At 67.6% G+C, this 17,472-nt stretch carries 16 protein-coding genes; 13 read left to right on the top strand and 3 right to left on the bottom strand.

Features of this window, described 5'->3' with window-relative positions; all coding sequences use genetic code 11:
* Window positions 1-2: 2 nt before the first annotated feature.
* On the bottom strand, window positions 3-1,091 hold the full coding sequence (lplB, locus tag ATK74_RS06400) for a lipoate-protein ligase small subunit (protein WP_098460257.1): 1,089 nt from the start codon (window positions 1,089-1,091) through the stop codon (window positions 3-5).
* A gap of 67 nt (window positions 1,092-1,158) precedes the next feature.
* Here lplB and ATK74_RS06395 point away from each other — a divergent pair, with 67 nt between their 5' ends.
* The 10 genes from ATK74_RS06395 (at window position 1,159) to ATK74_RS06350 (ending at window position 11,483) form a co-directional block, all read left to right on the top strand.
* Window positions 1,159-1,926, top strand: coding sequence for a YebC/PmpR family DNA-binding transcriptional regulator (locus ATK74_RS06395; protein WP_098462076.1), 768 nt, complete (start codon window positions 1,159-1,161; stop codon window positions 1,924-1,926).
* A gap of 71 nt (window positions 1,927-1,997) precedes the next feature.
* Window positions 1,998-2,522: a crossover junction endodeoxyribonuclease RuvC gene (gene ruvC / locus ATK74_RS06390; protein ID WP_098460256.1), complete on the top strand. Its 525-nt coding sequence runs from the start codon at window positions 1,998-2,000 to the stop codon at window positions 2,520-2,522.
* Window positions 2,519-3,121, top strand: coding sequence for a Holliday junction branch migration protein RuvA (gene ruvA, locus ATK74_RS06385; RefSeq protein WP_098460255.1), 603 nt, complete (start codon window positions 2,519-2,521; stop codon window positions 3,119-3,121). The genes ruvC and ruvA overlap by 4 nt, the downstream gene beginning before the upstream one ends.
* 5 nt (window positions 3,122-3,126) lie before the next feature.
* Window positions 3,127-4,188 (top strand): Holliday junction branch migration DNA helicase RuvB, encoded by a 1,062-nt coding sequence (gene ruvB, locus ATK74_RS06380; protein ID WP_098462073.1) that lies wholly within the window; start codon window positions 3,127-3,129, stop codon window positions 4,186-4,188.
* A gap of 100 nt (window positions 4,189-4,288) precedes the next feature.
* A complete protein-coding gene (gene yajC / locus ATK74_RS06375) occupies window positions 4,289-4,630 on the top strand; it encodes a preprotein translocase subunit YajC (protein ID WP_098460254.1) in 342 nt (113 codons plus the stop codon).
* A 16-nt stretch (window positions 4,631-4,646) separates the two neighbouring features.
* Window positions 4,647-6,350 (top strand): protein translocase subunit SecD, encoded by a 1,704-nt coding sequence (gene secD / locus ATK74_RS06370; protein ID WP_098460253.1) that lies wholly within the window; start codon window positions 4,647-4,649, stop codon window positions 6,348-6,350.
* On the top strand, window positions 6,347-7,540 hold the full coding sequence (gene secF / locus ATK74_RS06365) for a protein translocase subunit SecF (protein ID WP_098460252.1): 1,194 nt from the start codon (window positions 6,347-6,349) through the stop codon (window positions 7,538-7,540). Before secD ends, secF begins: the two co-directional genes overlap by 4 nt.
* Before the next feature lie 2 nt (window positions 7,541-7,542).
* Complete coding sequence (locus ATK74_RS06360) at window positions 7,543-8,079, top strand: adenine phosphoribosyltransferase (protein WP_098460251.1); 537 nt, start codon at window positions 7,543-7,545, stop codon at window positions 8,077-8,079.
* Window positions 8,079-9,155: a potassium channel family protein gene (locus tag ATK74_RS06355; RefSeq protein WP_098460250.1), complete on the top strand. Its 1,077-nt coding sequence runs from the start codon at window positions 8,079-8,081 to the stop codon at window positions 9,153-9,155. The genes ATK74_RS06360 and ATK74_RS06355 overlap by 1 nt, the downstream gene beginning before the upstream one ends.
* A 30-nt stretch (window positions 9,156-9,185) precedes the next feature.
* Window positions 9,186-11,483: a RelA/SpoT family protein gene (locus tag ATK74_RS06350; RefSeq protein ID WP_098460249.1), complete on the top strand. Its 2,298-nt coding sequence runs from the start codon at window positions 9,186-9,188 to the stop codon at window positions 11,481-11,483.
* A gap of 7 nt (window positions 11,484-11,490) precedes the next feature.
* Here ATK74_RS06350 and ATK74_RS06345 read toward each other — a convergent pair whose 3' ends face one another.
* Window positions 11,491-12,735, bottom strand: a complete 1,245-nt coding sequence (locus ATK74_RS06345; protein WP_098462070.1) for a DUF349 domain-containing protein — start codon at window positions 12,733-12,735, stop codon at window positions 11,491-11,493.
* Between the two features lie 74 nt (window positions 12,736-12,809).
* On the opposite strand from ATK74_RS06345, the gene ATK74_RS06340 reads away from it, so the two are divergent.
* Genes ATK74_RS06340 through aspS form a run of 3 tightly spaced genes read left to right on the top strand, consistent with a single transcriptional unit; the run spans window position 12,810 to window position 16,646 of the window.
* Window positions 12,810-13,496, top strand: a complete 687-nt coding sequence (locus tag ATK74_RS06340; RefSeq protein WP_098460248.1) for an MBL fold metallo-hydrolase — start codon at window positions 12,810-12,812, stop codon at window positions 13,494-13,496.
* Entirely contained in the window at window positions 13,496-14,827 is a 1,332-nt protein-coding gene (gene hisS / locus ATK74_RS06335) for a histidine--tRNA ligase (RefSeq protein WP_098460247.1), read from the top strand. Before ATK74_RS06340 ends, hisS begins: the two co-directional genes overlap by 1 nt.
* A gap of 31 nt (window positions 14,828-14,858) precedes the next feature.
* Window positions 14,859-16,646 carry an aspartate--tRNA ligase gene (gene aspS, locus ATK74_RS06330; protein WP_098460246.1) on the top strand — a complete coding sequence of 596 codons (1,788 nt, stop codon included), beginning with the start codon at window positions 14,859-14,861 and terminating at the stop codon, window positions 16,644-16,646.
* A gap of 68 nt (window positions 16,647-16,714) precedes the next feature.
* Here the strand turns inward: aspS and ATK74_RS06325 are convergent, their stop codons facing one another.
* A complete protein-coding gene (locus ATK74_RS06325) occupies window positions 16,715-17,440 on the bottom strand; it encodes a PadR family transcriptional regulator (protein WP_098460245.1) in 726 nt (241 codons plus the stop codon).
* Window positions 17,441-17,472 lie beyond the last annotated feature (32 nt).

Here is a 17,472-nt window from a genome sequence, read left to right as displayed (position 1 = left end):
GATCAGGGGACCCGGGCGGTCCACTCCGGGGTGCCGAACTTGGTCCGGACGAGGTCGGTGGCCTTGGCCAGTTCGTCGGCGGTGAGGGCGGAGTCCTGCACTCGGTAGAGCTCACGGAAGGTCTCGGTGAACGAGGCGATTACCTCTGCGCGGGCCAAGTGAGTCTGTGAGCGGACCGGGTCGACCCGCTTGTTGGCGCTCTTGGTGCCCTTGTCAGACAGCTTTTCCCGGCCGATCCGCAGCACCTGCAGCATCTTGTCGGCGTCGATGTCGTAGGCCATGGTCACGTGGTGCAACACGGCACCACCCACGAAGCGCTTCTGGGCAGCTCCGGCCAGCTTGCCGGCATCGGAGGCGATGTCGTTGAGCCCGGCGTAGTGAGCCTGGACGCCCACCTTGGCCAGTGCGGTCAGCACCCACTGATCGAGGAAGGCGTAAGAGGCCTCGTAGCTCATCCCGTCCACCAGAGTCTCGGGGACGACCAGGGAGAAGGTGATGCAGTTGCCGGCCTCCATGAACATGGCACCGCCGCCGGAGATCCGCCGGACCACCTGAATGCCGAGCGCGGCGGCCGCCTCCTGGTCGACCTCATTGTGCAGCGACTGGAACGAGCCGATCACGACGGCCGGGTCCTGCCACTCCCAGAATCGGAAGGTCGGGCCGCGTCGTCCGGCGGCGAGCTCGCGGCCGAGCACCTCGTCCAGGGCGGCATGCATCACCGGCGGCAGCGGACCGGGGTCCAGGAAGCTGATCTCGTGGTCGGCCCAGCTGCTGGCCTTGCCGAGCGCCCGACGGACGGCCATGGCGATCGCGTGGGCATCGAAGCCGGCCATGGTCACTGGGGCCGGCAGAGTTGCCTCGATCCGAGCCTGATCCAGTGCGTCCTGCACCCGGCGAGCCAGCTCGGACGGCGGTGCGGTCACCGGTGTGCCCAGTAGCGAGGAGTTGATCACCTCGAGCGCCTCATCGGGGTCGAGGAAGAAGTCGCCATGGACATGCACCTGGCTGATTCGCTCCTCGGAGACCGCAAGATCGACCGCCACCAGCTTCCCGCCGGGGACCTTGTACTCGCCATGCAGAGGCTCGCTCATGCAGGCGAGAGTAGGTGGCCTAGACTAGGGCGCGCAAAATGCACCTGCGACGACGGACGGGATGTACATGAGCGGTCACTCCAAGTGGGCCACCACCAAGCACAAGAAGGCTGCCATCGATGCCAAGCGCGGCAAGCTCTTTGCCAAGCTGGTCAAGAACATCGAGGTTGCGGCCCGGACCGGTGGCCCCGACCCCTCTGGCAACCCGACCCTGTACGACGCCATCCAGAAGGCGCGCAAGAACTCGGTGCCCGTGGACAACATCGATCGCGCGGTCAAGCGTGGCGGTGGCGTCGGCGGCGAGTCCGTGGACTACATCGAGATCACCTATGAGGCCTACGGCCCGGCCGGGGTGTCGATCCTCATCGAGTGCCTGACCGACAACCGGAACCGTTCCGCTGCCGACGTGAAGGTTGCCGTGACCCGCAACGGCGGCACCATGGCCGATGTCGGCTCGGTGTCGCGGATCTTCGACCGCAAGGGCGTGGTCGAGGTCGCCAAGTCCCAGGGCGGCAAGACGCTGACCGAGGACGACCTGCTCGAGGCGACCCTGGACGCCGGCCCGGAGGACGTCACCGACGACGGCGAGGTGTTCAAGGTGATCAGTGACCCGAGCGTCCTGGTCGAGGTGCGCAAGGCCGTCCAGGCTGCCGGCTACGACTACGAGTCGGCCGAAGTCCAGTTCATGCCGCAGTACGGCCAGGCCATCGACTCGGTCGAGACCGCCGAGAAGCTGTTCAAGCTGCTGGACGCGATCGAGGACCTCGACGACGTGCAGAACGTCTACAGCAACGAGGACGTGCCCGACGAGATCGGCGAGCAACTAGCCGACTGAGCCCGGCGTGGCAGCCCGGCCACCGTGGGTGGTCCGGGCTAGTCTTCGAACATGCGTTCGGATGGCTGCTGATGCGGGTACTTGGCGTCGACCCTGGGCTGACCAGGTGCGGAGTCGGTGTGGTCGAAGGTGGACCAGGCCGAGCCCCGCGCTTGGTCGCGGTCGGAGTGATCACCACGCCCTCTGACTTGGAGCTTCCGCAGCGGCTGCTTCGAATCGAAGCCGGACTGACCCAGTGGGTCGATGAGCATGCTCCCGACGTCGTCGCCGTGGAGCGGGTGTTCGCCGACCAGAACGTGCTCTCGGTGATCGGGACGGCCCAGGCCGCCGGACTGGCCATGTTGGTGGCGGCGCGGGCCGGCTTGCCGGTGCACACCCATACCCCGACCGAGGTCAAGGCCGCGATCACCGGCTCGGGCCGAGCCGACAAGGCCCAGGTCGGTGCCATGGTGGCCCGGCTGCTGCGGCTCGAGGCGGCCCCCAAGCCGGCGGACGCTGCCGATGCCGTGGCCTTGGCCATCTGTCATCTGTGGCGGGGTGCGGCCAATGATCGGATCGCCGCCGCGGTGGCGCGTCAGGGGAGGGCCAGCGCATGATCGCGCAACTGAGCGGACGGGTGGTCGCCGTCGGCGGCACCTGGGTGGTGGTCGAACTCAGCGGACTCGGCCTGAAGGTGCTGTGCACCCCGGCCACCGCTGCCGGAGCCCGGCCGGGGGAGTCGATCCGACTGCACACCTCGCTGGTGGTCCGGGAGGACTCGCTGACCTTGTACGGCTTCGCCGAAGCGGAGGAGCGGGACTGCTTCGAACTCGTCCAGACCGCCTCCGGGATCGGTCCGCGGATCGCACTGGCCGTGGTCTCGGTGTTCACTCCGTCCGATTTCGCCCGGGCGGTGAACGCCGGCAACACCGCGGCCATCACCAAGGTGCCCGGAATCGGCGCCAAGGGTGCGGCCAAGCTGGTGCTCGAACTCAAGGACAAGGTGACTGGCCTCTTGGGTGCCGGCCCCACCCGCGGGCTCAGTGAGTTGCCCGGCGACTGGCGAGACCAGGTGTGCGGTGCGCTGGAAGGGCTCGGCTACTCGACCCGAGACGCCGAGGCCGCTTGTGACCAGGTATCCGGGCTGGTCGAGGCCGATCCGGACACGCCGGTTTCGGTGCTGCTGCGAGCCGCGCTGCGAACCCTGGCAAAGTGACCTCCGTGGCCCACGATTCCGAGCTCGACCCGCTCGACCCCAACATCCACTCCGACGAGCGCGCCGCCGAGTCCGCGCTGCGTCCTTCCGCGCTGGCGGACTTCCGTGGCCAGCAGCGGGTCAGCGACCAGCTGGGCCTGGTCCTCGCGGCCGCCCGGCAGCGGGGGACGGTTCCCGATCACGTACTGCTGTCCGGGCCGCCCGGCCTGGGCAAGACCACTCTGGCCATGATCATCGCGGCCGAGCTGGGTGCCTCGATTCGAATCTCGTCGGGTCCGGCGATTCAACACGCCGGCGACCTGGCCGCCATCCTGTCCGGATTGACCGAGGGTGAAGTCTTCTTCCTCGACGAGATCCATCGGATGTCGCGTCCGGCCGAGGAGATGCTCTATCTGGCCATGGAGGACTTCCGAGTCGACGTGGTCGTCGGCAAGGGGCCCGGGGCCACCGCCATTCCGCTGGAGATTCCGCGATTCACGCTGGTCGGGGCGACCACTCGAGCCGGGCTGCTGCCCGGTCCGCTGCGGGATCGGTTCGGGTTCACCGCGCAGCTCGACTTCTACGCCAGTGCCGATCTAGAGGAGATCCTGGTGCGCTCGTCCGGCGTCCTGGGCATTCGGCTGGAGCGGGCTGCCGCCATCGAGATCGCCTCCCGCTCGCGGGGGACGCCTCGAATCGCGAATCGGCTACTGCGCCGGGTCCGGGACTATGCCCAGGTGCACTCCGACGGAACTCTCACCGAGCGGATCGCCCGCGCGGCGCTGGAGCTCTACGAAGTGGATCCGCTCGGCCTGGACCGGCTCGACCGCGGGGTGCTGGATGCGTTGTGCCGCAGCTTCGGTGGCGGTCCGGTCGGCCTGACCACCTTGGCCCTGGCCGTGGCCGAGGAACCCGAGACCATCGAAGAGGTCGCCGAGCCGTTCCTGGTCCGCGAGGGGTTCTTGATGCGGACGCCGCGCGGACGGGTGGCCACCCCCCGGGCCTGGCAACATCTCGGGCTGACCCCACCGCGGCAGGCGAGAACCGGTGCCGGGCAGCTGGAGCTTTTCGATGAACCGGACAGCTGAGCTGCGCTGGCGTCGGATGTGACTTGGCTGGTCGGAGCGCTAGGCTTCTACCTCGGCTGGCTTTGGCCGCCGGCCCCCATCGAGCGGTAAGGACTTTGTGATGCCAGATCCGACCATGATCGGCCTGATCGTGCTGATGTTCGCAGGCTTCTACTTCATGATCATTCGGCCGCAGCAGAAGCGGGCCAAGGAGCAGAAGGCTCACATGGAGACCCTGGCCCCGGGCGTGCGGGTTATGACCATCTCTGGGATCGTCGGCACCATCAAGCACTTGGGTGAGAAGCAGGCGATCATCGAGATTTCGCCCGGAGTCGAAATGACCGTCGTCAAGGGCGCGATCAGCATGCAGTCGGTGGACGACGAGTTCGAGTATGCCGATGACAATGAGGACAACGCAGAGCCGGACGTCACCGACGACGTCCCCACGGCTGACCAGAACTGAGCTGACAAGGTACACAGTGGCAACTAGCAAGCACCACAGTCACTCGCTACGCACGCTGGTGATTCTCGCGCTGGTAATCGGCGGGATGTTCACCATCATGGCGGTAACGAATGCCTGGGCCCCCAAACTCGGCCTGGACCTGCGCGGTGGCACCACCATCACGCTGACCGCGAAGAACTCCACCGGCGACGGCCGGGTCGATCCGAAGAGCCTGGAGTTGGCCCGGACCATCCTGCAGCAGCGCGTGGACGCCAATGGCGTCGGCGAGACCGAGGTGACCACCTCCGGCGAGACTCAGATCATCGTCACCGCGCCGAACGTCCAGAAGGACGACTTGCTCAAGCTCGTCGGCCAGACCGCTCAGCTGTACTTCCGGATGGTTTACGCCGCAGACGCTTCGCCGACCGGCAGCATCAACCCCGGTGGCGAGGCGACGCCGAGTGCCTCGGGCACTCCGACCACGTCCGCTTCGCCGGCGACGTCACCGAGCTCATCGCCGAGCCCGCAGGCCACCGAGTCGACCAACCGGCGTCCGTTGCCCGCACTGCCCACTCCGGTGGCCAGCCCGCGGCCGACTGCTGAGCCGGCCGGCGGCCAGACCAAGAGTCTGACCGACCTGCTCGCCTGGACGCCCAGCGATCGGGACAACGCCGACTTCGCGGCCTTCAAGTGTGGCGACCCGTTCCCGGACGTCACCACCGAGCCGCTGATCGCCTGTGATCAGTCCGGCACCTACAAGTACCTGCTGGGCCCGGCGCTGATCAAGGGCTCGGACGTCTCTCGGGCCACCGCCGGCGTCCCGCAGAACTCGGTCAGCTGGGAGGTCGAGTTGCAGTTCAACCCGACCGCAGCCGATCAGTTCTTCCAGGTGACCAAGTACCTGAACGGTCAGTCGAGCCCGAAGAACCAGTTCGGCATCGTCCTGGACGGAAAGGTCATCTCCTCTCCGGAGGTGACCAAGGGCGCCATCGCGGGTGGTCGGGCCTCGATCTCGGGCAACTTCACCCAGAAGAGCGCCAGCGATCTGGCCACGGTGCTCTCCTACGGTGCGCTGCCGCTGACCTTCGACCTGTCCAGCGTGGAGAACGTGTCGGCCAAGCTCGGTATCGACCAGCTGCACGCCGGCATCATCGCCGGCCTGATCGGCCTGGGCCTGGTGCTGCTGTACAGCATCCTGTACTACCGAGGTCTGGCAGTGGTGGTGTCGATGTCCCTTGTGGTGGCGGCATTGCTGACCTGGTCGTCGATGGTCCTGCTGGGCCAAGCCATGGGCTTCGCGTTGAACCTGCCCGGTGTGGCCGGTGCGATCGTGGCCATCGGTGTGACCGCGGACTCGTTCATCATCTACTTCGAACGAATACGAGATGAAGTGCGAGAGGGGCGCAGTCTGCGCACCGCCATCGAGACCGGCTGGGTTCGCTCCCGCAAGACGATTCTGGCCGCCGACTCGGTTTCGCTGCTGTCGGCGCTGGTCTTGTTCATCCTGGCCATCGGTGCGGTGAAGGGCTTCGCGTTCACGCTGGGTCTGACCACGCTGATCGACATCGTGGTGGTGTTCTGCTTCACCAAGCCGTTGATGACGCTGCTCGGCAAGACCAAGTTCTTCGGTGAGGGACATCGCTTCTCGGGCTTCGAGGCCGAGCACATGGGTGCGACCAACCCGCCATTGCACAACTCACGGCGTAAGTCCGTGGCGACTGTTGGAGGGGAGACCCGATGACCGATCAGCAGACTCCGGTGGAGCCGGACGAGGCGCTCGCGAGCCCGGTCCGCAAGGCCGGCCTCGCCCACAAGCTGTACACCGGTGAGGTCTCCTACGACTTCGTGGCCAAGCGGAACCGTTGGTACATCATCTCGGCCATCGCGTTGGCCATCGCCTTCCTGGCGCTGGGCGTCCGCGGTCTGAACTGGGGCATCGAGTTCCAGGGCGGTTCGGTCTTCCAGGCGCCGATCAAGGTCACCGCGACCACGGTTCCGGACGTCCGCAACGCCGTGGTGTCGCTGGGCCTCTCCGACGCCAACGAGGTGAACGTCACCACCGTCGGCGACAACCAGGTGCGGGTGCAGACGCTGGCCCTGACTGGCGAAGAAGTGACCAAGGTCAAGGGTGCGATCGCCAAGGTCGGCGGCCTGCAGCCCGAGGAGGTCGCCTACTCGCTGATCGGCGCCTCGTGGGGGCAGCAGATCACCACCCAGGCGTTGATCGCTCTGGTGGTCTTCTTGGCCTTGGTGATGGTGCTGATCTGGGTCTACTTCCGAGACTTCAAGATGAGCGTCTCGGCCATCGTTGCCCTGGTGCACGACCTGGTGATCACCGTGGGCGTGTACGCCCTCGTCGGGTTCACGGTCACTCCGGCCACCATGATCGGCGTGCTGACCATCCTGGGTTACTCGCTGTACGACACGGTGGTGGTCTTCGACAAGATCCGCGAGAACACCCGGGACATCACCAACTCCCGGTTCACCTACTCGCAGCTGTCCAACACCGCTCTGAACCAGGTGCTGGTCCGCTCGGTGAACACCACGATCATCGGCGTGCTGCCGGTGGCGGCGCTGCTCACGGCCGGCGTGTTCTACCTCGGTGGCGGTCCGCTGGAGGACCTGGGCCTGGCTCTGTTCGTCGGCATGATCGCCGGTGCCTACTCGTCGATCTTCATCGCGACGCCGTTGCTGGCCCAGATGCGCGAAGCTGATCCTGACATGGTCGAGCATCGGCAGCGGCTGGAGCGTCGCGCCTCTCGCGGAGTGGAGAAGAACCCCACCAAGTCGCGCAAGGTGGCCGTGGCCGTGCCCGGCACCGTGGCTCCGACCACCGACCCGGAGAAGCTGGGTCTGGTGGCGGCCGATCGTCTGGACTCCGGCGTCCGTAATCAGCGGGCCAAGCAGCCGCGCAGCCAGCGGAAGAAGTAGTGATGAACGCTGCCAACAAGGCGCTGATCTCCTCGCTGATCCGGGACATTCCCGACTTCCCGAAGCCGGGGGTGCTGTTCAAGGACATCACCCCGCTGCTCGCCTCGGCGGCCGGCTATCGGGCGGCGATCAGCGAACTGGCGGCGTCCGCGCCGGCCGGGATCGACGTGGTGGTCGGCATGGAGGCCCGCGGCTTCATCTTCGCCGGTCCGGTCGCTCTCGAGCTGGGCGCCGGCTTCGTCCCGGTCCGCAAGCCCGGCAAGTTGCCCGGCGATGTGTACACCCAGACCTTCTCCCTTGAGTACGGGGACGAGACCCTGGCCGTCCACACCGATGCCATCCTGCCCGGAGCCAAGGTGCTGGTGATCGACGACGTGCTGGCCACCGGTGGAACCATCGGTGCCACTGCGGCGCTGGTGAACCGACTCGGTGCCGAGCTGGTGGCGGTGTCGGTGCTGCTCGAGCTGAGCTTCCTGGGCGGCCGCGAGCACCTGGCCGGACTCGGAATCGACAACACGACGGCCGTCATCACGGTGTGATGGACGCACCCCGGGCGCGGTTCGGAAGATCGCGGGCACCCTGGGTGGGTCTTGCCCAGGTGCGGCTGCCGGCTCGGCGCCGCAGCGCTACCGGGGAGCTGGTCTGGCGGCTGTTCCTGGCTCTGGGGCTGCTGCTGGTACTGACCCTGATCGTGTATGTGGATCGGGACGCCTACGTCGACCATGCCGGTGGCGATGGCGTGTCGTTCCTGGACGCGCTGTACTACGCGACGGTCACCATGACCACCACCGGGTACGGCGATATCACCCCGGTGGCCGATCATGCTCGGCTGATCAACACCGTGATCGTCACTCCCATCCGGATCGCCTTCCTGGTCTTGTTGGTCGGCACCACTGTCGAGGTGCTTGCCAACGAGGGCCGGCGGGCGTTGGCTGACTCCCGCTGGAGGAAGACCATGCGCAACCACACTGTCGTGATCGGATTCGGCACCACCGGGCAGAGCGCGGTTCAGACGCTCCTGCGTGGCGGGCTGACCGCGGACCGGATCGTCGTGATCGACTCCGACCCGCTGGCAGTCGCCGCGGCGAACCGGGCCGGCCTGGCCGCTTTCGACGGCGATGCCACCGCCCGGGAACTGCTGCATCGCGCCGAGCTGCCCAAGGCCCGCGAAGTGATCATCACCGTCGGCAGGGACGACACCGCGATCCTGGCCACCCTCACCGTCCGGCAGCTGAACCGGGCCGCCCACGTGGTGGTGGCCGTGCGCGACTCCGACAACGTTCCGCTGATTCGACAGTCCGGGGCGGACGCCGTGGTCACCTCCTCCGATGCCGTCGGTCGGCTGATGGGGCTGTCCTCGATCAGTCCGGAGCTCGGCCAGGTGATCGAGGATCTGATCTCCACCGGCGACGGGCTGGAGGTCGTCCAGCGCCAGGTCGAGGCCGACGACATCGGCCGGATGCCCGACGAACTGACCGGTGAGAAGGTGCTGGCGGTGATCCGGCATCGGACCATGCGTCGCTACTACGAGCCTGGGGTGGATGCCTTGCAGGCCGGTGATCAGGTGGTGGTGGTGCGGCAGGCGGTGAAGCAGCGGGCCCCACGGGTAGAGTGATAGCTCACAGCTACAGGCTCGGAGGATTGCGTGTCGGCGGAGGGCATCCATGGTCCCTACGGTGAGGGTGATGGGCTGCCTGGAGAGCCCAGGACTCGCCTGACCACCGATCAGCCGCGCGCCCGCATGCGGCAGGCGCTGGCCCGGCTGGGTTCACAGCGCAACCAGCCGGCCGCGGTGCTGGATCCGCTGATCCGGATCGTCCACGTCCACCACCCCAAGGCGGACGTCGCCCTGATCGAGCGGGCCTATCGGACCGCTGAGCACTACCACACCGGCCAACTCCGCAAGAGCGGGGACGCCTACATCACCCACCCGCTGGCGGTGGCCACCATCCTGGCCGAGCTGGGGATGAATGAGCCCACTCTGTGTGCGGCGCTGCTGCACGACACCGTCGAGGACACCTCCTACACCGTTGAGCAGCTGACTGCCGACTTCGGCCCAGAGATCGCCGCCATGGTCGACGGCGTGACCAAGCTGGACAAGATCGCCTACGGAGAGTCGGCCAAGGCCGAGACCATCCGCAAGATGGTGCTGGCCATGAGCCGGGACATTCGGGTCCTGGTGATCAAGCTGGCCGACCGGCTGCACAACATGCGCACCCTCGGCCATCTGCGCCAGGACAAGCAGATGGCGATCGCCCGGGACACCCTGGAGATCTTCGCTCCGCTGGCCCACCGGCTGGGCATGAACGCGATCAAGTGGGAGCTGGAGGATCTGGCCTTCGCCACCTTGCAGCCCAAGATCTACGACGAGATCGTGAAGCTGGTGGCCACCCGGGCCCCGCTGCGCGAGGAGTACCTGCGCCAGGTGACCGAGCAGGTCCGGGCGGACCTGGCCGACGCCGGGCTGAAGGCGACCGTCTACGGGCGTCCGAAGCACTACTACTCGATCTACCAGAAGATGGTGGTCCGCGGACGCGACTTCGCCGACATCTACGACCTGGTCGGACTGCGGATCCTGGTCGACACCCAGCGGGACTGCTACGCCGCGCTGGGCACACTGCACGCGCGCTGGAACCCGCTGCCGGGCCGGTTCAAGGACTACATCGCCATGCCGAAGTTCAACCTCTACCAGTCGTTGCATACGACGGTGCTGGGGCCGGGCGGCAAGCCGGTGGAGCTGCAGATCCGCACCCACGAGATGCACCGGCAGGCTGAGTACGGTGTGGCCGCCCACTGGAAGTACAAGGAAGGCAAGGTCGACGGCACCGAGCTCAACTGGGTGCAGCAGATCAGCCAGTGGCAGCGCGAGACCGAGGATCCGGCCGAGTTCCTGGACACTCTGCGTTTCGAGATCGCCACCGACGAGGTCTTCGTGTTCACCCCCAAGGGTGATGTGATCAGCCTCCCGCAAGGGGCGACACCGGTCGACTTCGCCTACGCCGTGCACACGGAGGTCGGCCACCGGACCATCGGCGCCCGCGTGAACAACCGCCTGGTGTCGCTGGAGTCGGCGCTGTCCAGCGGGGACGTCGTTGAGGTGCTCACCTCGAAGGCGTCCAATGCCGGTCCCAGCCGGGACTGGCTGGGCTTCGTGAAGAGTCCCCGGGCTCGCGGCAAGATCCGCCAGTACTTCCAGCGGGAGCGCCGCGAGGAGTCGGTGGAAACCGGCCGCGAGATGCTCACCCGACAGTTGCGCCGGGCCGGACTTCCGCTGCAGCGGCTGCTCACCCCCGAGCATCTGGCCGGGCTGGTCGAGCACTTCCGGGTGGCCGACATCGACGGACTCTATGCGGCCGTGGGGGAGTCCACGATCAGTCCGCAGGCAGTCGTCCAGCGCTTGATCGCCGCTGAAGGCGGTGCCGAAGAGGTTGCCGAGCTGGGTGGCGAGGACACCACGGTGCTCGGCCGGGTCCGGCGGGCACGAGCCTCGGGCAACGAGGCTGGCGTGGTCGTCCAGGGCGATCCGAACGTGTGGGTGAAGCTGGCTCGGTGCTGCCGTCCGGTCCCCGGCGATGCGATCTTGGGCTTCATCACCCGAGAGAGCGGCGTGTCGGTGCACCGCACCGACTGCACCAATGCCCAGAACCTGCGCACCCAGCCGGAGCGAGTGGTCGAGGTGGCCTGGGCGCCGACCTCATCGAGTTCGTTCCAGGTGGCCCTGCACGTGGAGGGCCTTGACCGCACCGGGGTGCTGGCCGAGGTGACCAAGGTGATGGGCGACCATCACATCTCGATCCAGTCGGCCAGCCTGAACACGACCAAGGATCACACCTTCAAGTTCCGGTTCACTTTCGAGACCACCGACCTGACCCACCTCGGGCACCTGATCAGTGCCATCCGGCGGGTGGCCGGGGTCTACGACGTCTACCGCTTGAAGGACTGATCAGGCCTCAGGCCTGGAAGTCGGCCAGCGTGGCCTTGGCCTGGTCGAGCCAGGTCGTGTAGGTCGCGATCGACTCCCGCGCCTTGTCGGCGGCCTTCGCATCGCCGCGGGCCTCGGCCTTGGCGATCTTCTCGGTGAGCTTGGCGATCTCGGCATCCAGCATGGCTACGGTGTCTTCCGCGCGCGCCCGTGCCTCAGGGTCGGTGCGGCGCCACTCGTCCTCTTCGGCGCGGCGAACCGCGGCCTCGAGAGCCTTCACCCGAGCATCGAGGGTGCGCACCTGCTCGCGGGGAACCCGTCCGTACTGGTTGTACTTCTCCAGGAAGGAACGGAAGCCGGCGCGTCCGGCGGCCAGATCGGTGACCGGGACCAAGGTGGCCTCAGCCTCGTCCAAGAGCGCCAGCTTGGCGTCCAGGTTTGCCTTGAACTCGGCGTCCTGCTCGCTGAGCACGGAGGCGCGGTTGTTGAAGAAGCCGTCCTGGATGGCCCGGAACTCGGCCCACAGAGCGTCGTCCACATCGCGCGGGGCGGCGCCGGCCGCCTTCCAGCGGGTCATGAGGTCACGGAAGGCCCCCGCAGTCGGTCCCCACTCGGTGGAGTCGGCCAGCTGCCGAGCCTCGGCGATGATCTGCTCCTTGGCCGCCTTGGCCTGATCACGCTTGGCCGACTGCTCGGCGAACTGCACCTTGCGGCGTCGGGTGTAGGTGGTGCGGGCCGCCGAGAAGCGATGCCACAGAGCGTCGTCGGTGGCCCGATCGATGCGGGGCAGCGCCTTCCACTCGTCCAGCAACGAGCGGAAGCGGTTCACTCCGCCACGCCAGTCGTTGCCCTGGGCCAAGGTCTCGGCCTCGGTGACCATCTTCTCCTTGGTCTCCCGGGTGGCCTCCAGCTGCTTGGCGCGCTCGGCCTTGCGGGCCTCGGACTGCTCGGCGATCGCCGGGGCCAGTGCCTCCAGGCGAGCGGCCAGACCCGCCAGGTCACCGACGGCGTTCGCTGCGGCCACCGAAGCCTTCACCTGGTTGACGCTGTGCTTGGCTTCATCGGGGGATAACGCACCACCGCCGATTCGGGCCTCGAGCAGGCCGACCTCCACCTCCAGCGCCTCGAAACGGCGAACGTAGAAGGCCAGAGCCTCGTCCGCGGAAACGTCAGGGATCTGTCCAACGGCACGCTCGCCGTCCGCGGTACGGACGTACACAGTGCCATCGGGGTCGACGCGACCGAAGTCCGCCGGGCCAGCGCTGGAGTTCATGGGCTTCATCTTGCCCGATCCGAAGGGGTTTGTGACAACCTTGCCAAAGCCGGACCAGCGGTAGGCTTCGCGTCGTGTTCCTGGCATCCTTTCCGAGCGGCGCGTGGCAGGCCAACTGCTACCTGATCGCGGCGGCTGAGAAGGCCGAATGCGTGGTCATCGATCCGGGCCAGGATGCGGCCGCCATGGTCGCCCGGCTGGTCGCCGAGCACGGGCTGGTGCCGAGCGCAGTGCTGGCCACTCACGGCCACTTCGACCACGTGGCCGACGCGGCCCAGGTCGCCGATAGCTACGGCATTCCGGTCTACATCCACCCCTCCGACCGGCACCTGCTGGCCGACCCGGCCGCGGGTCTGGATCCGGGTGGCGCGGCTCTGGTCCGCAACCTGATCGGTGCGGTCATGGCAGAACCCGCAGAAGTACGGCCCTATCCGGACGGCATGCTGGCGGTGGCCGGGCTCGAGTTCGAGGTGCTGCCGGCGCCAGGTCACACCGCGGGCAGCGTCCTGCTGTGGGTGGCCACCGACGAGCATCCCGGCGTCGAACGGATCGCCTTCACCGGAGACGTGGTCTTCGCCGGATCGGTGGGACGCACCGACCTACCCGGTGGCGACCAGCCGACGATGCTGCGAAGCTTGCGTGAGGTGGTGCTGACGCTTCCGGATCGGACTGCGCTGCTTCCCGGCCACGGGCCGCAGACCAGCCTCGCCAATGAGCGACTTCACAATCCCTGCCTGCAACCCGATTTCCTGAGGAACTGATGGCCCGTCCCAAGCCCCTGTCCGGCTTCCCCGAGTTCACCCCGGCCGGTCGCATCGTCGAGCAGCGTGTGTTGGCCAGCCTGGCCGACACCTTCGAACTGCACGGCTTCGGCTCGATCGAGACCCGGGCGGTTGAGCCCATGGAGCAGCTCACCCGCAAGGGTGAGATCGACAAGGAGGTGTTCGTGGTCCGCCGGCTGCATGCCGACGCCGATGCTCCGGACGAGTTGGGCCTGCACTTCGACCTGACCGTCCCGTTCGCCCGCTACGTGCTGGAGAACGCCGGGCACCTGCAGTTCCCCTTCCGGCGCTACCAGATTCAGAAGGCCTGGCGGGGCGAGCGCCCCCAGGAGGGCCGGTACCGCGAGTTCACCCAGGCTGACATCGACATCGTCGGCGCCGAGAGCCTGGCCGCGCACCACGATGTCGAGTTGCCGCTGGTCACCTTGGAGGCGCTGGAGAAGCTGCACGTCGACTTCGGGGTGCCGCAAGCCACCATGAGTGTCAACAACCGGCAGCTGTCCGAGGGTTTCTACCGCGGGCTAGGGGTGGAGGATCACCTGGCCGTGCTGCAGCGGGTCGACAAGCTGGACAAGATCGGGCCCGAGGCGGTCGCCGAGTTGCTGGTCAATGAGGTCGGGCTGAGCCGGGCCGCCGCCGACAAGTGCCTGGCGCTGGCCGGCATCCGCAGTGCGGACGCCAGCTTCGTCGATCAGGTCGAGGCGCTCGGCGTCGAGCACCCGCTGCTCAGTGCGGGCCTGGAGCTGTTGGCCGCTGTGGTGGACGAGGCATCCCGGCAGGTTCCCGGACGGCTGGTCGCCGACCTGAAGATCGCCCGCGGCCTGGATTACTACACCGGCACCGTCTACGAGACCACCATGGCCGGCTACGAGTCGATGGGCTCGATCTCCTCCGGCGGTCGCTACGACTCCCTGGCCAGTGATGGCCGGACCACCTACCCCGGGGTCGGCCTGAGCATCGGGGTGAGCCGGATCCTGGTCCCGCTGGTCGGCAAGGGCGTCCTGACCGCGTCCCGTTCGGTGCCCAGCTGTGTGCTGGTGGCCGTGGACGCCGAGGAGACCCGTAGCGCCGCTATCGCCACGGCCGCCAAGCTGCGGGCCCGTGGGATCGCCTGCGAGGTGGCTCCCAAGGCCGACAAGTTTGGCAAGCAGATTCGTTACGCAGACCGGCGGGGGATTCCGTTCGTCTGGTTTTCCACCGACGAGGTGAAGGACATCCGCAGCGGTGAGCAGACGCTGGCCGATCCGGACGCCTGGCTGCCCCCGGCGGGCGACCTGCGCCCAATGGTCGTAAAATCGCCCTCGGCCTGATGTCGAAGGCCCTGGAAAGGACATTGCACTCGTGATTCGCACTCATCAGGCCGGAACGCTGCGCACTGAGCAGGTCGGCACCACCGTCACTTTGGCCGGTTGGGTGGCCAAGCGCCGAGATCTCGGCGGGGTGGCCTTCCTCGACCTGCGCGACGCCAGCGGGATCGTCCAGGTGGTCGTCCGCGACGACATCCTGGAGACCAGTGGTGCCCACGCCCTGCGCAACGAGTACTGCATCGCCGTCACCGGCGTGGTCGAGCAGCGTTCCGCCGACACCGTGAACCCGAACCTGGCCACTGGTGAGGTCGAGGTTGCAGCCAGCTCGCTGGAGGTGCTCAACCCGTCCGCCCCGCTGCCGTTCCAGCTGGACGAGCGCAGTGCGGTCAACGAGGACGCCCGGCTGAAGTACCGCTACCTGGACCTGCGCCGGCAGCGGATGCACGACGCCATGGTGCTGCGCTCCGCAGTGACCCATGCGATCCGCGGCGTGCTGGACAGCCTCGAGTTCTACGACCTCGAGACCCCGACCCTGACCCACTCGACTCCCGAGGGCGCCCGCGACTTCGTGGTGCCGGCTCGGCTGCACCCGGGCTCGTGGTACGCGTTGCCGCAGAGCCCGCAGCTGTTCAAGCAGCTGCTGATGGTGGCCGGCATGGAGCGCTACTACCAGATCGCCCGTTGCTACCGGGACGAGGACTTCCGCGCCGACCGGCAGCCGGAGTTCACTCAGCTCGACATCGAGATGAGCTTCGTCGATCAGGACGACGTGATCGCCATCGCCGAGAAGGTCATGGCGGCCTGTTGGGCGCTGATCGGCGTCGAGCTGCCCGCTCCGCTGCCGCGGATGACCTGGGCGGACGCCATGGACAACTACGGCTCCGACAAGCCCGATCTGCGCTTCGACAACAAGATTCGCGAGCTGACCAGCTTCTTCGCCGACACTCCGTTCCGGGTCTTCCAGGCCGAGTATGTGGGCGGTGTGGTGATGCCCGGTGGCGGCTCGCAGCCGCGACGTACCTTCGATGCCTGGCAGGAATGGGCCAAGCAGCGCGGCGCCAAGGGCCTGGCCTACGTGACCATCGACGAGAACGGTGAGCTCGGCGGCCCGGTGGCCAAGAACATCTCCGAGACCGAGCGGGCCGGCCTGGCCGCCGCCATGGACGCTCAGCCCGGCGACTGCATCTTCTTCGGCGCCGGACGCCGTGAGGCGACCCAGGAGCTGCTGGGCGCGACCCGGCTGGAGATCGCCCGCCGGTGCGGCCTGATCGACGAGAGCGCCTGGTCGTTCCTCTGGGTGGTCGATGCCCCCATGTTCAAGCTGCGTGAGGACGCCGAGGCGTCCGGTGACGTGGCCGTGGCCGGTGGCAAGTACACCGCCGTCCACCACGCCTTCACCTCGCCCAAGCCGGAGTCGATGGACACCTTCGACACCGATCCGGCCTCGGCGCTGAGCTACGGCTACGACTTCATCTGCAACGGCAACGAGGTGGGTGGCGGCTCGATCCGTATCCATCGCCGGGACGTCCAGGAGCGGGTGTTCACCGTGATGGGTCTGGACGCCGAGGAGGCGCAGGAGAAGTTCGGCTTCCTGCTGGACGCCTTCGCCTTCGGCGCCCCGCCGCACGGCGGCATCGCCTTCGGCCTGGACCGGCTGGTCATGCTGCTGGGCGGTTTCGACACGATCCGCGACGTGATCGCGTTCCCGAAGTCCGGTGGCGGTTTCGATCCGCTGACCTCGGCTCCGGCACCGATCAGCGCCAAGCAGCGCAAGGAGGCCGGCGTGGACTTCGTCCCGAAGGCCCCCGCAGCCACTGCCTGATCCTGAACAGCACACAAGCTGTGAGTTGTGCGGCGTAGTCGCCGTCCAGCTCACAGCTTGTGGTGTTCTCAGCGCAGGTCGTCGCCGTTCGGGACGTCGTCCGCACTGGCCAGCAGCGCGTACAGCTTGCGCCGGGCCTCGGCGAGCACCTTGGTCGCTGACTCGATCTCGGCCACGCTGGCATTGCGGGTGAACTCCTTGGCCGCACCGGCCAGCCGTGCGTACTCCTGCCACAGCGCTCCGATCTGACCGGGGTTCCACTCGGCGATGGCCTCGTTGACGACCTCCCATGGGGGAGTCTCCACCTCGCTGGCGGCCTCGCGGCCGGCCTCGGTGAGCCGGAAGGCCTTCTGGCCCTCGTTGTCGAAGGCCTCGATCAGGCCCTCATCTTCGAGCTGGTTCAGCGCCGGGTAGACCGCCCCCGGGCTGGGCCGCCAGGCGCCGCCGGTGCGCTCACCCAGGGTCTGCATGATCTGGTAGCCGTTCAGCGGACCCTCACCCAACAGGGCCAGGATCGAGGTCCGGACGTGGCCGCGGCGACCGCGTCCCCGGCTGCGCGGACCCATCGGACCAGCAGGCCCGAGTGGGCCGTTGGGTCCCATCGGGCCGCCGGGGCCGAACGGGCCGGACGGGCCGAAAGCGCCACCAGGACCAAAGGCGCCGCCGGGGCCGAAGGCTCCCGGGCCAAAGCCGCCAGGGCCGTCGTAGGAGAAGCGATCGCGGCGCCGTCCATGACCGCGGTGCCGCCCATCATCAGGTTCACCCCAGTAGGGGCCATCGTTGCGTTGGCTCATTGTGAGCTCCTCTCGTGTGTTCTACGTAACGT

The sequence above is a fragment of the Propionicimonas paludicola genome (genome assembly GCF_002563675.1).
In the GTDB taxonomy this organism is placed as follows: Bacteria; Actinomycetota; Actinomycetes; order Propionibacteriales; family Propionibacteriaceae; genus Propionicimonas; species Propionicimonas paludicola.
Note: the sequence above shows the minus strand (reverse complement) of the source record. Positions and strands in the feature narration are given on the sequence as shown.

What these genes read in the sequence shown, in the direction of transcription:
- lplB (WP_098460257.1), bottom strand. Translation starts at nt 1,091, where the DNA reads ATGAGCGAGCCTCTGCATGGCGAGTACAAGGTCCCCGGCGGGAAGCTG.
- ATK74_RS06395 (WP_098462076.1), top strand. Translation starts at nt 1,159, where the DNA reads ATGAGCGGTCACTCCAAGTGGGCCACCACCAAGCACAAGAAGGCTGCC.
- ruvC (WP_098460256.1), top strand. Translation starts at nt 1,998, where the DNA reads ATGCGGGTACTTGGCGTCGACCCTGGGCTGACCAGGTGCGGAGTCGGT.
- ruvA (WP_098460255.1), top strand. Translation starts at nt 2,519, where the DNA reads ATGATCGCGCAACTGAGCGGACGGGTGGTCGCCGTCGGCGGCACCTGG.
- yajC (WP_098460254.1), top strand. Translation starts at nt 4,289, where the DNA reads ATGCCAGATCCGACCATGATCGGCCTGATCGTGCTGATGTTCGCAGGC.
- secF (WP_098460252.1), top strand. Translation starts at nt 6,347, where the DNA reads ATGACCGATCAGCAGACTCCGGTGGAGCCGGACGAGGCGCTCGCGAGC.
- ATK74_RS06360 (WP_098460251.1), top strand. Translation starts at nt 7,543, where the DNA reads ATGAACGCTGCCAACAAGGCGCTGATCTCCTCGCTGATCCGGGACATT.
- ATK74_RS06355 (WP_098460250.1), top strand. Translation starts at nt 8,079, where the DNA reads ATGGACGCACCCCGGGCGCGGTTCGGAAGATCGCGGGCACCCTGGGTG.
- ATK74_RS06345 (WP_098462070.1), bottom strand. Translation starts at nt 12,735, where the DNA reads ATGAACTCCAGCGCTGGCCCGGCGGACTTCGGTCGCGTCGACCCCGAT.
- hisS (WP_098460247.1), top strand. Translation starts at nt 13,496, where the DNA reads ATGGCCCGTCCCAAGCCCCTGTCCGGCTTCCCCGAGTTCACCCCGGCC.
- ATK74_RS06325 (WP_098460245.1), bottom strand. Translation starts at nt 17,440, where the DNA reads ATGAGCCAACGCAACGATGGCCCCTACTGGGGTGAACCTGATGATGGG.